We start from the raw sequence: 14,532 nt of genomic DNA, 5'->3' as shown, positions 1-14,532 counted from the left end.
AGCATTTAGCTGGTTTTTTAGTTTGGGCCGATCTTATATTTTTGCTTCATTGAGCCGCTTAGAAAGTAAAACTCAGTCCGACATTGGCTTGGAATTGGTTCATCCAGTCGGTATCAAAGCGAATGATGCACTCTTGCCCGTTATTTGGGATATTACAAACACCGGAGGTATCGTTGTCGACAACCGTGCCTAACCAACGTACTTGTGTGTTCAACGCTAGTCGGTCACTAAATTTGTACTCTAAGCCACCAAAGATAGAAGTTGAGAATCCATACTTATCTTTTGCCCAGTCTACATCGACGTAAGAAGCACCCAGGCCTAGCCCTAGATAACCCGACAACACAGGCGAAGCAGGGTAGTAGATGCTGCTTTGAAGGTGCAGGTATTGGATGGAGGAGCTTAGGTTAAGCGTTTCTAATTCCGAGCTCTGATTGGAGTAGAAGAAGCCGATGCGTCCTTTTTCAAGTGGCGTTTCAATGGCAAAGGTGTAATTTTCAGAGCCTTTCATGTCATAGGTTTTACCGTCCTGGTCTTCGACACTGCCACCGCCGGTATAACCTACCATAGGTGTAATGATGATCTCCGGCGAAGCATACGCGCTTGAAACGGAGAGAAGCGTAATCAGTGCCATCATATTTGCTTTGTTACTCATGAGTATATCCTTATCCATACACTTACTAATTGTGATGGTTACATCAATATTGTGCGACTAATTTCGACGATTCTTGAAGATACTTCACACACCTGATAGTACTTAAATAGAGACTCGACAAATTAATAATAAACCAGAGGTGTCTATGGACCATAATCTGAAAAATGCCCTACAAATTACCGTGTTTATCTACATGATCATTCTTTCATTTGGCTTTATTGCGATTGGTAGTTAATACCATCTATTGCGAGGCTGAGTTTTGATACTCAGGGAATAATGAATAGTGGGATTATAACCAATATTGATACAGCAATAGACTTGGATTATTACGCTAAGTTTATTGCTGGAAAAACAGCACTGGTCGCTCAAGGTGGCGGACAGAGAAGTATTTTTACTTCTGGAGTGCTGGATGCCTTTCTTCTCTCAAATTTTGACCCCTTCGACGAATTTTTTGGTACCTCAGCAGGTGCTCTCAACTTATGTGCTTATCTGTGCCGTGATAAAGGCCTTGGACGTTCTTTTGTTCTCGACCTCACAACCTCACCAGAGTTCTTCAATCTCTTTTCCTATATACGACACAGAAAGAACCTAGGATTAGAATGGGCGCTAGAACAAATCATGGCTTACCCATATAAGCTCGATCTGGATTTAGGGCGACAAACGCTAGGCGATCGCCACTTCTATGCGGCTGTAACGGATTCCAAAGACTTACGAGACCACTACTTCCCATTATTGGGCGAAGATTGGTACAAGGTGATGATTGCGACCTGTGCTATTCCTCGCTTGTACAATGACGAAGTCTTTATTGGTGACAGTGCTTATGTGGACGGTGGTGTATCGGCGTGTATCCCAGTTCAGGAAGCGTGGCGAAGACAAGCTCGTTCTATTGTGGTGATTCGTACTGAGCCAGTGGTGGAGGAAGGTAATACCCATTTGGTTGAAGCACCAGTTAAGGGATCTTCAGTCAAAGCGCCTAAACCTATATCTGCAGAAGAACTGGAGTGGTTCCGCGAATCTTTCGACAGTGTTCAAGGCCATTGGCAACAGAAAGTGGAACAGTGGAAAACCGACTGGACCTCTTTCTTCCAACAACAAATTATGCGCTCAAAAGAGCAGAAGCGTGACCGTGGGCATTTAGACCTGCTGAACGGTGGTCGCTGGCTATTTGGTGCAGATGATATTTATCGCTTAAGTCATTTAATCGGAGATAAGTTTGATTCAGGGTTGGCTGACATGCTGATGGTGCATTATCAGACCTACTCATTGACTCAGGATTTTTTGAATTCGCCACCAGACGACGCGTTTGTGGTTCAGATAGCACCTAGTCAAACGCTTAAATCGAGCTCATTAATGAGTCATAAAGATGATTTACTGCATGATTACGAATTGGGTTTAGAAGCCGGTTACCGATTTGTGGAGACCTATACCTCAACGGAAAACGCGCGCAATTCTCATATGCCACAGTTAGCCACCATTGCTGCTGGCAAGTAATTCTCGAAGTTGATGAGCTAGCATGCTGTGAGCTCGTTATGCTGTTTAAGCAGATTGTAGTGAGTAGTGTTCTGAAATGAAAAAGGGTTATTGAACTTGGTTCGATAACCCTTTTAAGTTTTTGAGATTAGGCAAATCGTTTCGCCTTAAGGTCAAATATCAGGTGACAGGCAAGATTCTCATACAGTTGGTTGACCCTGCTACATCCATAATGTCGCCTTGAGTGACGATCACTAGGTCGCCAAACTTAAGGTATCCTTCTTCTTTCAGGCAATCTAACGTTGATAGTGCAATATCAAAGCTGTCTTTGGCTTCTGTCTCGAAGTAGATAGGTGTTACACCTCGGTACAAGGTACAGCGATTAAGCGTTCCTTCGTTACGAGACAGCGCGTAAATAGGCATGTCAGCACTTAGGCGAGACATCATCAGTGCAGTGCGGCCCGACTCGGTTAGAGTGACAACGCCTTTAATGCCTTCCATATGGTTTGCAGAGTAGATGGTCGCCATCGAAACGGTTTCTTCGGCAGTAACAAAGGTGCGGTCAATACGGTAATTGGATTGGTTATTAATGCCTGCCATTTTTTCCGCACCAATACAGACTTCAGCCATCGATTTTACGGTCTCGACTGGGTAGTCACCAGCTGCAGTTTCACCAGACAGCATCACAGCATCGGTGCCATCGAGTACGGCGTTGGCAACATCCATAACTTCGGCACGGGTTGGCATTGGCGCAGAAATCATTGATTCCATCATCTGAGTTGCGGTGATGACAGTTCGGTTAAGCGCTCTGGCACGGCGTATAAGCTGTTTTTGTACTCCGACTAACTCAGGGTCGCCAATTTCCACTCCGAGGTCACCACGAGCCACCATGACCACATCTGAGGCCATTATGATGTCATCCATGTTCTCAACTGTAGCTACTGTCTCTGCTCGCTCCACTTTTGCGACGAGGTGAGCTTCTAAGCCGGCTTCTCGTGCAAGCTGACGAGCATAGTGCATGTCTTCACCATTACGAGGGAAAGACACCGCTAGGTAATCCACTTTGATTTGTGCGGCGGTGACGATGTCGCGCTTGTCTTTTTCTGTTAGCGCTTCTGCGGAAAGGCCACCCCCTTTTTTGTTGATGCCTTTGTTATTTGAGAGTGGGCCGCCAATGATGACTTCGGTATGAACGCGACAGCCTTCCACTTTGGTTACTTTGAGTTGAACACGACCATCGTCAAGCAACAGTATATCGCCGGCGGATACGTCGTTAGGCAGTTCTTTGTAATCAAGGCCAACGGCTTCTTGATTGCCTTCACCTAAACCTAGGCTGCTATCGAGAGTGAACAGGTCGCCTACGGCAAGTTGGATTTTGCCATCTTTGAATGTTGACACACGAATCTTGGGACCTTGTAAGTCTCCGAGAATGGCGATTTGAGTACCGTGTCTTTTTGCTATTGCTCTGACTTTTTCTGCGCGTTGTATATGGTCGTCGCTGGTGCCGTGAGAGAAGTTCATACGAACAATATTGGCACCGGCTTTGATGATCTCTTCAAGCGCGTTACCTTTATCAGTAGAAGGGCCTAGCGTTGTGACGATTTTCGTTTTTCTTAATTCGGCTGTCATGAATACTCCTAGAGTGAGGCCAAGTAATCTTTTAAAAGACTGAATTAAGTATATGCATTAATTGATAATTTATTGGGAGCTAGGAGGATATTTCTTGATTTGCCTTTAATTATTGAATTCAGGGCTCAAATGCGATGTTTTATTCTGAAAATTAAGTCGCAAATTATCGATGTGGGTGTTAATTTCCCTCGAACTATTTGACTCGATACACAAAGATTCATGTATATACGTGATACTGGTCACGGCGATATACCAAGTGACTTCACAATTACTTCGCAAAGTAAAAAAATTACCTCGTTGATGATTTCTGGAGCGTAAAATGTACATGGCTCAACCGGGCCATATTGATCATATCAAACAGGTCAATGCTGGTCGTGTATATAAACTAATTGACCTTAAAGGTCCTATTTCTCGTATCGATCTGTCCAAGCAAAGTGAGTTGGCTCCGGCGAGTATTACTAAAATTACCCGTGAACTCATTGAAGCTCACCTTATTCACGAAACGACGGTTCAAGAAGCCACGACTCGTGGGCGTCCTGCTGTCGGTCTGCAAACCAATAACGAAGGTTGGCAATTTTTGTCGATGCGTCTTGGTCGCGGATACTTGACGATCGCGCTCCATGAATTGGGCGGCGACGTGCTTATCGATACCAAGATTGATATCCATGAACGTGATCAAGACGATGTGCTTGCGCGTCTTCTCCATGAAATCGATGAGTTCTTCCAAACCTATGCCGAGCAACTCGACAGGGTGACGAGTATCGCTATCACACTGCCAGGTCTGGTGAATTCAGAGCAAGGTATTGTGTTGCAGATGCCGCACTATAACGTTGAAAACTTAGCGTTGGGGCCGGAGATCTACAAAGAAACCGGTTTGCCAGTTTTTATTGCCAATGATACCCGAGCGTGGGCATTAGCAGAAAAGCTGTTTGGTAACTCACAAGACAACGACAACTCTGTTCTTATCTCGATTCACCACGGTTTAGGTGCCGGGATCATTCTTGATGGTCGCGTTCTGCAAGGACGTCACGGTAACATCGGTGAGTTGGGGCATATCCAGATCGACAAGGAAGGCAAGCTTTGCCACTGTGGTAATCGAGGCTGTTTAGAAACGGTGGCGAGTTCTCAGGCAATCCGTGACCAAGTCAAAGAGCGATTGGTAAATGGTGAAGAATCAACGCTAACGGTGTTTGAAGACGTCACTATTGAACAGATCTGTGCTGCCGCTGCTAATGGGGATCCGCTGGCTGTCGAAGTGATTGAACAGTTAGGCCGTTATCTAGGTTCTGCGATTGCGATTGTGATTAACCTGTTCAACCCAGAGAAAATCTTGGTGGGTGGTGTTATCAATCAGGCGAAGAGCGTGTTATACCCGGCGATTCAAAAGTGTATCGAAGAGCAGAGTCTATCGGTTTACCATAAAGACTTAGAGCTGGTGGAATCTCGTTTTTATAAGCAGGCAACCATGCCAGGTGCTGCGCTCATCAAGCAGGCCTTATACGATGGCCAACTGTTAATGAAAGTTATTGAAGGTTAACCCCTTTTTCTCGTCTTGTAGCCTTACCTTGAACCTTTCCATGTACTTAAGCTTTGTATAACATCATTTGTTGTACTTAGTTTAAGCATTCTGTGCATTGGCGCTTTGCTTTAACCTATTGAAGTAGGCTATTGTAGCCACAGTTATTATTTGTCACTAAGGTGTTGTATGTCTGGCGTTTTAAATTCGGTTGATCAGAGAACCAAACTGGTCGGTGAAAACCGTCTGGAACTCTTGTTATTCAGCTTAAATAGTCGTCAACTATTTGCGATTAACGTATTTAAAGTGAAAGAAGTCCTCAAAGTGCCAGTACTCACTCGCTTACCGGGCTCTCATCATCATATTACGGGTGTTGCGTCTTTACGTGGTGAATCGGTGCCTGTTATCGATTTACGCAGTGCCATTGGCTTTCCGCCATCTCGTGCGGAGTCTCAAGAGAGCAACCTGATTATTACGGAATACAACCGAACCGTACAAGGTTTCTTGGTTGGGCAAGTTCGTAATATCGTGAACACGACATGGACAGAAATCCAGCCGCCGCCAAAGACAACAGGCCGTGCAAACTACCTAACCGCTATTACGCATATTCAAGAAGAAGAGCAGCACAAGATCGTCGAGATCATCGATGTTGAGAAAGTGTTGGCTGAGATCATTGATTACGATGTCTCGATCTCTGAAGGCGTTTTAGATGAACAATTAGCTCAGGAGATGATAGGACGTAACGTGCTTATCGTTGATGACTCTTCAACAGCGCGTAACCAGATCAAAGGCACCTTGTCGCAGTTGGGTTTGAACATTATTGAGTGTTGTGATGGCTTAGAAGCACTGACCTTACTTAAGGGCTGGTGTGATGAAGGCAAAGACATCAATCAAGAAATATTGTTGATGATCACCGATGCTGAAATGCCTGAAATGGACGGCTACAAGCTGACACACGAAGTACGTACTGACCCAAGAATGCATGACCTATTCATCACGCTAAATACTTCATTAAGTGGAAGTTTTAATGAAGCTATGGTTGAGAAAGTAGGGTGTAACCGCTTTATTTCTAAGTTCCAGCCAGACCTCTTGGTTGAAGTGACTCAAGAGCGAATGCGTCAGATTTTATAATTAATGCTGCTGTACGGTTTGTTTTGAGTGACCTTATAGAAAACGCTTGCTAATATTCACGTAGCATATTTTTCTTAACGAAATATGCTCAACTACTAGCGTAATTTTTCACACACAATCTAAGGTAGTTCCTCTTAATGATATGGTTAACGTCTAAAGTCGTCATGACTTTGAGCTTATTACTGTATAGGGAATTTAAGAAAAGACGTACGGAAGCTGAAGTTGAGTCATAACTCAACAACTGGAATTGAAGGGAAGCGGATGCTTCCTTTTTTCGTTTTTCTTTCTCTCTTTTCTTTAGCCAATGATCGATTGAGAACAGTTGGTACTTCGCTAATGAAAATCCCGAGATTTGGTTTTCAAGCCAACAATTTCATCGGTAATATCGATAAGTTTTCCCGCGATAACATGCACGACTTCACCTTCTTTTTCTAATATCCCTTGTACTTTTAACGCCTTGGCTGTGAGATAAGCTTGCTGTTGAGCGCGTGCGGTTGCTCCCCATACCACGACATTAATATTGCCAGTGCTATCTTCCAGCGTAACAAAGGTGACACCTGCCGCGGTGCCGGGAGATTGTTTACCTGTGACTAATCCGACAACGGTGACCATAGATTTGTGTCTTTGCTGTATTAAATCTTTCATGTGTGTGAATCGACCTAATCGTCCTGCTTCTTCGAGCAAAGTGATGGGGTGCTTGTTCAATGAAATTCCGACACTGGTGAAGTCTTCGAGTAGATCTTGCATCTCGTTGGGCTTGTGCAGTACATGTTCGTCATACCCTGCCTCAGCATCGTCATAGGCTTGGCTAAACAGAGGTAAATCCGACGCCGAGTCCATGATCGCCCAGCGAGTCTGGAAGCGGTCTCCAGAAACGTTATGTAGCGCATTGGCCGATGCCAGTAGCTCGATATCTTTCTTATTCATCGATAACTGTTTCACCTGACTAGGGTGGCGATAACCGGATGGTGGACGATTGGCGAGCACGCTTTGAATTCCATGCTCGCTGAATCCTTTGATTTGTCGCAGCCCTAAGCGAATCGCTAGACCATTCTGATGAGGGGCAACCGTGTGGTCGTTTTGAGAAGCGTTCACACATACCGGAAGTATCACCACATTGTGTCGTTGTGCGTCTTGTACCAACTGTGAAGGGCTATAAAACCCCATCGGTTGGCTATTCAACAGAGAAGCGTAGAAGCACTCTGGGTAGTAGCATTTCAACCAAGCGGAGCAATACGCTAACACCGCAAACGAAGCGGAGTGGCTTTCAGGAAAACCGTACTCGCCAAAGCCGCATATCTGTTTAAAGATCTGCTCAGCAAACTCTGTCTCATAGCCGCGCTTTTGCATTCCTTCGATGAGTTTGTTTTTAAACTTAAAGACGTTGCCATTTTTCTTCCAAGCGGCCATTGCCCGTCTGAGTTGATCTGCTTCTCCGCCTGTGAACCCTGCAGCGACCATCGCGAGTTTGATCACTTGCTCTTGGAATATCGGTACACCTAAGGTGCGCGACAGTACTGATTCCACGTCTTTAGATGGATAACTGATTGGCTCAATGCCATCTCGACGCTTTAAGAACGGATGAACCATATCGCCTTGAATTGGTCCTGGACGCACGATAGCGATTTGAATCACCAAGTCGTAATAAGTCTTCGGTTTAAGCCTTGGCAGCATGCTCATTTGTGCGCGTGACTCAATTTGGAATATCCCGACTGTGTCTGCTCGCTGAATCATGCCGTAAACCTGAGGATCGTCCTTAAGGCGAGTGATCTCAGCAATGGTCAGTGATCGCCCGTGAATACGTTTGATCAGGTCGAAACATTTACGAATCGCAGAGAGCATACCCAACGCGAGCACATCAACTTTCAGCAAGCCTAAGGTTTCTAGATCATCCTTATCCCATTGGATAATGGTTCGATCGTGCATCGCTGCATTTTCGACGGGAACCAGTTCATACAAAGGCCCTGAAGATATGACAAAGCCACCAACGTGTTGAGATAGGTGACGTGGAAAGCCGATGATCTCATTCACCAAGTGGATAAACTGTTGCCCCTTCAAAGAATCAGGTTGTAGACCCAATTGAGTGAGCTGAGCCTGCCAACCTAGGCTTTTGTCCCTACGGTTGGTGTTCTTGATGAAGTAGTCGAGCTGGGTTTCTTGTAGCCCTAATGCTTTGCCGACATCTATTACCGCACTTTTAAAGCGATAAGAGATGACCGTTGCGGCAAGTGCAGCCCTTTCTCTACCGTATTTTTGATAGATGTATTGAATAACTTCTTCACGGCGTTCGTGTTCAAAATCGACATCAATATCGGGCGGCTCATCGCGCTCTTTACTGATGAAACGTTCAAATAGCACTGAAATCTGCCTTGGGTCGACTGAGGTGATTTCTAAGCAATAACACACCACGGAATTGGCAGCTGAACCTCGACCTTGGTAAAGAATGCCTTGGCTTTTAGCAAACATCACGATGTCGTGAATGGTGAGAAAAAAGAAAGGGTAGTCAAGCTCGTCAATTAATCCCAATTCTTTATCTATGATTTGTTGAATGTCATTAGGGACACCTTGTGGGAAGCGAGTTCGTTTTCCCTTTTCGACCAACATGCGCAGATAACTCATGGGTGTCTCACTTTGAGGAATCAGTTCACAGGGATATTCGTATCGTAAGCTATCTAAATCAAATTCACACAACTCAGCGATGCGGTTGCTCTCTTCTAGCCACTCCGCTTTGAAGATATGAGAGAGCTTATTGATACTCCGTAAACAACGTTCTGCATTAGCGAGTAAGTGACTGCCCACTTCGGTAATGGGTTTTTGATATTTAATCGCAGTGAGTGAGTGCTGCAAGGGTAAGCGATTCGCATTGTGCATCAACACACCACCACAAGCTGTAATCGGCAGTTGGTGATGTTGTGACAGCTCAACGCAGTAATCTGTGTACTGCTGGTCGGTTTGCTTTAGGTGTCTTTGTAAGCCGATCCACAACCGACCTGAATGATGCTGGGAGAGCCATTGCCCCCAGTGTGCGTCTTCATTTTTCTGTTGAGGAAGCCAAAGAATAAAGCAGTGCTTAGCCGACATGATATCCCACTCAGAGAGCTGATAATGTCCCTTGCTGCTACGACGTCTCGCGTTGGTAATAATACGGCACAGCTCGGCGTAGGCTTGTCTGTTTGGGCATATCAAGACCACTTGGCACTCTTCATTTAGCCAAAACATGCTCCCGACAATTTGCTTGAGTGATAGTTTATGTTGCTTGATCGCAGAGTGAACCTTAACGATGCCCGCGACTGAGCACTCATCAGTAACCGCGAGTGCTTTGTAACGCAAGAAATCGGCCTGTAAAACAAGCTCCTCTGCGTGTGAGGCTCCCTCAAGGAAGGAGTAATTGCTTTGGCAAAATAGCTCTGAGTATTGCTGAGACATAACGTAATCTCACTTAACCATTGCGAGTGAACATGATTGAAAAGGGACGCTGAAATTGAATAAGTAGAACGGAGGAGCTAACAAAGTTTCTTGCTGACTTACGTTCTTACCGACTAGCTAAATAAGCCGTGCAAAAACCACTGTTTATCTGGCGTTCTAAATATCCAGAGCCACCGACCGTTTTCGCTGTGAGCAATAAAGTAGTCACGAATGACCTTCTCTCCGTCCCACCAGCCAGACACAATGCGCTCTGGGCCTTGAGATAAGGTGACGCTTTCGGTTAAGGCTTCGGGCTCTGGCAGTAAAATACTGGGCCTGAGCCGCTGTTGAACGACGCTGAGAGCTATGGTTTGTTGCTCGCTCTCTGGGGGTGTTTGCCTTTTTGTCACAGACTTACTCAGTGTTGGGAGCGAATACTGATTGGCCTTTTCTGGCCTTGGGTCGTGCTGTATTTTTGGTGTTTGAATACAGGCTTGTCCAAGCTTTGCTTGCAGTAGTGAGAGCAAATCTAACGCGGCAAGTGTTCCGGTATTACCATCAAAAAGATCATGGTAGGCCATTTGGGGTTCTCCATGACGAACCAAGCTGAGGGTCAGTCCTTGAACCGGTGCGGTGAGCTTGAGTGACTCTAAGGTGAGATGAGTAAGGTTCGCCCATTTTTCAGCAAGGTAATCACCTTGTGCCGAATAAAAAGAGACAGGGTGATCGTCTTTATCTCTTAGGTGTAAAGTCAGAGTTAACTCGAAAGCCACTCGATCGCGTAGCTTCAAAAAACATTCGAGTTGATTCAGTAATTTCAGCAACGGCTTTTCGATAAATAGGATGTTTTCAATATCAAACAATAGCTCCAAATATTGCTGGAAATTCTCTGGTGGATGATAGAAATCAATCGGGTGCTTGAACTGGCCGTTAAGGCGACCGACATAATTCACCAAGTCGATATCAAAGCGGCGTGCGACCTCTTGCAAAGGCAGCTTTAATAAGTCTTCAACGGTATTGATACCGACACGGTTCAGGCGTTCCACTTGCTTGGTCGGTAGCTCACTGGAAATTAATGCTTGTTGATTGACCCAAGTTTTCATCTGCTCAATATTGTTTGTTGCTTGGTTGATCGCTTGCTTACCCAAAAGGATCGCAGAAAGCGGCGAATAACCCGTAGCGAAGCTGAACTGGATATTGAGCGTTTCTAAGTGGCTTTTGAGCTCATGCCAGTAGTTATCTAGCCCGTCGTAAAGTGACAGCATGTTAGAGGCTTTAATCAACAAACCATTAGGTGGCAATAACGCCATGTCGGAAGTGACCAGATACGCCCATTGAGCGATCTCTTTAAGCTTACTTTTCTCCAGTTCAATACTGTAAGGGTGGACGTGTAAGTTGTGGCACAAAGCTGCTGCAGACCCTAAGCCCATACCAAGCGAAATTCCCGATTGCAGCGCAGCTGGGTTTGCTTGCAGTACATGGTGATCTTTTTCATCCACGATGATAATAGGTTGTTCGCGTGAGTCTTCGCTCGAACCCAATTCATTAGAGTTAAACAAGGTATCCAACTGCAGAGATGGAAAGTGCAGATAAAGCCACAACATACGTTAGCCTTGCTTCGCAATAGGAAAAGCCAGCACAGTGTTACCAGACAAAGCGCGGTCTGAATTGTCTTCATAAACGACTTTCTCTGTGAGTAACGGCCAGTAGTGTGTCATGTCTAGAATAAAGCTGCCATACGACCAGCTGCCTTTTCTCTTAGTCACTTCAACCTTTAATCCCTGCGCGTGAGAAGAGAGTTTCATGCTTAAGGAAACGGGCAGGGATAATTGATTATGGCTGGTGGCTTTAAAGTGAAACTGCAGGCACTTACCGGTTTCACTGGCTGCTTGTAGGCGCTTTGTTTGGTGTATTTCTAGATCGGCTCCCCATAGCAATACAGAGTGACAAGCGCCGCTTTTGAGGCACTGCTCAGCTGCCCACAACGCATCGAGATCGCGTTGAGGCTGGATAACGAGAATGTTTTCTAATTCAATGCCTTGGCTGTTAAAAAACTCAGCACAGATCTTCCCTGGCGGGTTAATGAATATGGCCAGTTTTTGCGAGTTTTGTTGAGATAAATAGGGCGTCAGTAGGCGAAGCTCGCCGATCCCTTGTTGTGATTCAACTTCAATAACGCCGTGCGTCGGGAAGCCGCCATCAAGCTGTTTATCCAGTTGAGGATAGCCTGTTGAAGTGGTGCTTCCTTGCGTTGTTGATTGTAACCCTTTCCAGATTAGCTGGCGGTCTTGTAAGTTTTTTATTAGTTCATGCATAATTAAATACCTGTATATTTATACAGTATATTTAACAATGGAAAAGATGCAAAGCAAAATGACGAAAATTAGGGGAATAATACCAATCACAGTAAGTAAGTGATCATAAATAGCGCAGGAAAAATGCTTGAGAACAAGGCAGAAATTTTCGATAAGTAGTTATTCTACAATCAAAATTTCTAACGCCGTTATCGAGTGTTTTAACAAGCTAGGATGACCAGTTATTTACTACGATTGGTATCAGTGTTAGTTGATTGATTTAGATACAAAAAAAGCCGCTATGGAAGCGACTTTTTACTATTGGTCAATGATATCAAGTTACTTAGGTTGAGCATCGATACATTGGCCATTAATGTCTGTCACACTTGGGTTCATTAAGTGTAGGTACAGTGGGATGATGTCGAGTGGCGTTTTTAGCTTATTCGCATCTTCTCCTGGGTACGCTTTTGCACGCATACGTGTTTGAGTGCCGCCTGGATTGATTGCGTTAACACGGATGTTTGTGTCTTCAAGCTCGTCCGCTAGGATCTGCATCATACCTTCGGTAGCAAACTTAGAAATTGCGTAAGTGCCCCAGAATGCACGGCCAGAGTGACCAACCGTTGAAGAGGTAAATACGATACGACCTGCTTCTGCTTTTTTAAGTGCAGGTAGCAGAGCTTGAGTCATCAAGAACTCAGACTTCACATTGATCTGCATAACATCATCAAAGGTTTCTTCATCAATCTGCTCAAACGGGCTCAGAGTGCCAAGAACGCCAGCATTATGAAGTAGACCGTCTAAACGACCGAACTGTGATTGAATGGTTTCAGCCATATCAACGTAGTTCTGCTTTGTCGCACCTTTTAAATCCAATGGGATAATCGCAGGTTTTGGGTAACCAGCGCTTTCGATTTCATCGTAAATGAATTCAAGGTTTTTAACATTGCGGCCTAACAGAATGACAGTTGCACCATGTTGAGCGAAGCTTAGTGCTGCTTGGCGACCAATGCCAGCACCGGCACCTGTAACCAAAATTACTTTATCTTTGAGGGCATCTGTAGAGATTGGGTAATCCACTGTGCTTATCCTTCTTTCTTTTATTATGTTCGTCATTCCATTGGTGTTTAATCACACAGATAAACGCAGGAATGATGAGAAATTCTTGGTAATCGTGACAAGATGGTTACAATACACTAATTCATACATTAGGGGATATGACATTGGAATTTTTGTTGGACTACGGCTTGTTTTTAGCCAAGATTGCGACCGTTGTAATCGCCATCATTGCAATTTTAGTGATTGCTAAATCGGTGGGTGGAAAATCAAGCGCGATTAAAGGTGAGCTGGAAATCACGAACCTATCTGAGCACCATAAACAGACGATTGAACAATTAGAGCACCATCTACACGATGATGCTTTCATCAAAGCCCGTGATAAAGCAGAAAAGAAAGCGGAAAAAGAAAAAGTAAAATCACGTGGCAAAGAAGTGAAAAAAGCAGCGAAAGAGGGTGAGCTTGATAGCAAGCGTGAACCACACCTATTCGTTCTCGATTTTAATGGCAGCATTGATGCGAAAGAAGTGGCTTCTCTACGTGAAGAGGTAACGGCGGTGTTGGCTGTGGCTCGTGAAGGTGATGAAGTCTTGCTTAAGCTTGAGTCTGGCGGTGGCATGGTTCACGGCTATGGTTTGGCGTCTTCTCAACTCGACCGTATCAAAGCAGCAGGCCTACCTCTGACTATCTCGGTAGACAAAGTAGCCGCGAGTGGTGGTTACATGATGGCATGTATCGCAGACAAAATTGTATCTGCACCTTTTGCTATTGTTGGCTCTATTGGTGTTATTGCTCAACTGCCAAACTTCAATAAACTGCTTAAAAAGCATAATATTGAGTTCGAACAGCTAACGGCGGGTGAGTACAAACGCACACTTACTATGTTTGGTGAGAACAGCGATAAAGCACGCGAGAAGTTTAAAGAAGAGCTCGAAGAGACACATGGCCTATTCAAAGACTTCATCCGTGACCATCGTCCAGCACTCGATCTTGAAAAAGTAGCAACGGGTGAACACTGGTTTGGTACACAAGCACATGAGCTTGGGCTGGTGGATGAGATCAGCACTTCTGATGATTTAGTCGTAGCGGCATGTAAGGACAAAACGGTTCTAGCGATTCACTACGTACAGAAGAAAAAGCTGTCAGACAAACTAGCGGGCGTGGCAGGTAAATCTGCAGACAGCGTGCTGATGAAGCTGATTGAACGCGGCCAAAAGCCGATTGTTTAAGCTTATTTAGTTTTAGTTTTAGTTTTAGTTTTAGTATTAGCTCTAGCTCTAGTATCTAGATTTAGTGCCTTGCGTCTATTGAAGACGTTTGAGCCTTAAAAAGAAAGCGCATAAGTCATCAGACTTATGCGCTTTTTTATGGTTCATCGC

The 14,532-nt window shown here is 44.8% G+C and carries 11 protein-coding genes; 5 read left to right on the top strand and 6 right to left on the bottom strand.

Features of this window, described 5'->3' with window-relative positions:
* Positions 1-58: 58 nt before the first annotated feature.
* Entirely contained in the window at positions 59-652 is a 594-nt protein-coding gene (locus AB4274_RS20955) for a porin family protein (RefSeq protein WP_372113118.1), read from the bottom strand.
* A gap of 145 nt (positions 653-797) precedes the next feature.
* On the opposite strand from AB4274_RS20955, the gene AB4274_RS20950 reads away from it, so the two are divergent.
* Together AB4274_RS20950 and AB4274_RS20945 are read left to right on the top strand one after the other, a co-directional pair.
* Positions 798-887: a YnhF family membrane protein gene (locus AB4274_RS20950; RefSeq protein WP_100214626.1), complete on the top strand. Its 90-nt coding sequence runs from the start codon at positions 798-800 to the stop codon at positions 885-887.
* Positions 888-928: 41 nt separating this feature from the next.
* Complete coding sequence (locus tag AB4274_RS20945; RefSeq protein ID WP_136982864.1) at positions 929-2,143, top strand: patatin family protein; 1,215 nt, start codon at positions 929-931, stop codon at positions 2,141-2,143.
* 159 nt (positions 2,144-2,302) lie between these two features.
* Here the strand turns inward: AB4274_RS20945 and pyk are convergent, their stop codons facing one another.
* Positions 2,303-3,751, bottom strand: a complete 1,449-nt coding sequence (gene pyk, locus AB4274_RS20940) for a pyruvate kinase (RefSeq protein WP_372113116.1) — start codon at positions 3,749-3,751, stop codon at positions 2,303-2,305.
* Positions 3,752-4,070: 319 nt separating this feature from the next.
* Here pyk and AB4274_RS20935 point away from each other — a divergent pair, with 319 nt between their 5' ends.
* Entirely contained in the window at positions 4,071-5,288 is a 1,218-nt protein-coding gene (locus tag AB4274_RS20935) for an ROK family protein (protein ID WP_136973549.1), read from the top strand.
* 168 nt (positions 5,289-5,456) lie between these two features.
* The gene (locus AB4274_RS20930) at positions 5,457-6,398 is read left to right on the top strand and encodes a chemotaxis protein CheV (RefSeq protein WP_017062139.1); all 942 of its coding nucleotides are present in this window, start codon (positions 5,457-5,459) and stop codon (positions 6,396-6,398) included.
* A 333-nt stretch (positions 6,399-6,731) separates the two neighbouring features.
* Here AB4274_RS20930 and AB4274_RS20925 read toward each other — a convergent pair whose 3' ends face one another.
* The 4 genes from AB4274_RS20925 to AB4274_RS20910 form a co-directional block, all read right to left on the bottom strand.
* Positions 6,732-9,824, bottom strand: coding sequence for an error-prone DNA polymerase (locus tag AB4274_RS20925; RefSeq protein ID WP_372113114.1), 3,093 nt, complete (start codon positions 9,822-9,824; stop codon positions 6,732-6,734).
* 113 nt (positions 9,825-9,937) lie between these two features.
* Positions 9,938-11,407, bottom strand: a complete 1,470-nt coding sequence (locus tag AB4274_RS20920) for a DNA polymerase Y family protein (RefSeq protein WP_102319685.1) — start codon at positions 11,405-11,407, stop codon at positions 9,938-9,940.
* A gap of 3 nt (positions 11,408-11,410) precedes the next feature.
* Positions 11,411-12,118 carry a translesion DNA synthesis-associated protein ImuA gene (gene imuA, locus AB4274_RS20915; RefSeq protein ID WP_017063488.1) on the bottom strand — a complete coding sequence of 236 codons (708 nt, stop codon included), beginning with the start codon at positions 12,116-12,118 and terminating at the stop codon, positions 11,411-11,413.
* 318 nt (positions 12,119-12,436) lie between these two features.
* The gene (locus tag AB4274_RS20910; RefSeq protein ID WP_372113112.1) at positions 12,437-13,177 is read right to left on the bottom strand and encodes a YciK family oxidoreductase; all 741 of its coding nucleotides are present in this window, start codon (positions 13,175-13,177) and stop codon (positions 12,437-12,439) included.
* A gap of 137 nt (positions 13,178-13,314) precedes the next feature.
* On the opposite strand from AB4274_RS20910, the gene sohB reads away from it, so the two are divergent.
* A complete protein-coding gene (gene sohB, locus AB4274_RS20905; protein ID WP_181257266.1) occupies positions 13,315-14,382 on the top strand; it encodes a protease SohB in 1,068 nt (355 codons plus the stop codon).
* Positions 14,383-14,532 lie beyond the last annotated feature (150 nt).

It is taken from the genome of Vibrio sp. 10N.261.55.A10 (assembly GCF_041470825.1).
In the GTDB taxonomy this organism is placed as follows: Bacteria; Pseudomonadota; Gammaproteobacteria; order Enterobacterales; family Vibrionaceae; genus Vibrio; species Vibrio crassostreae_C.
Note: the sequence above shows the minus strand (reverse complement) of the source record. Positions and strands in the feature narration are given on the sequence as shown.

Excerpts from the sequence above, each read along its gene's own strand:
- pyk (WP_372113116.1), bottom strand. The coding sequence starts at position 3,751 with ATGACAGCCGAATTAAGAAAAACGAAAATCGTCACAACGCTAGGCCCT.
- AB4274_RS20925 (WP_372113114.1), bottom strand. The coding sequence starts at position 9,824 with ATGTCTCAGCAATACTCAGAGCTATTTTGCCAAAGCAATTACTCCTTC.
- AB4274_RS20955 (WP_372113118.1), bottom strand. The coding sequence starts at position 652 with ATGAGTAACAAAGCAAATATGATGGCACTGATTACGCTTCTCTCCGTT.
- sohB (WP_181257266.1), top strand. The coding sequence starts at position 13,315 with ATGACATTGGAATTTTTGTTGGACTACGGCTTGTTTTTAGCCAAGATT.
- AB4274_RS20930 (WP_017062139.1), top strand. The coding sequence starts at position 5,457 with ATGTCTGGCGTTTTAAATTCGGTTGATCAGAGAACCAAACTGGTCGGT.
- imuA (WP_017063488.1), bottom strand. The coding sequence starts at position 12,118 with ATGCATGAACTAATAAAAAACTTACAAGACCGCCAGCTAATCTGGAAA.
- AB4274_RS20935 (WP_136973549.1), top strand. The coding sequence starts at position 4,071 with ATGTACATGGCTCAACCGGGCCATATTGATCATATCAAACAGGTCAAT.
- AB4274_RS20945 (WP_136982864.1), top strand. The coding sequence starts at position 929 with ATGAATAGTGGGATTATAACCAATATTGATACAGCAATAGACTTGGAT.
- AB4274_RS20920 (WP_102319685.1), bottom strand. The coding sequence starts at position 11,407 with ATGTTGTGGCTTTATCTGCACTTTCCATCTCTGCAGTTGGATACCTTG.
- AB4274_RS20950 (WP_100214626.1), top strand. The coding sequence starts at position 798 with ATGGACCATAATCTGAAAAATGCCCTACAAATTACCGTGTTTATCTAC.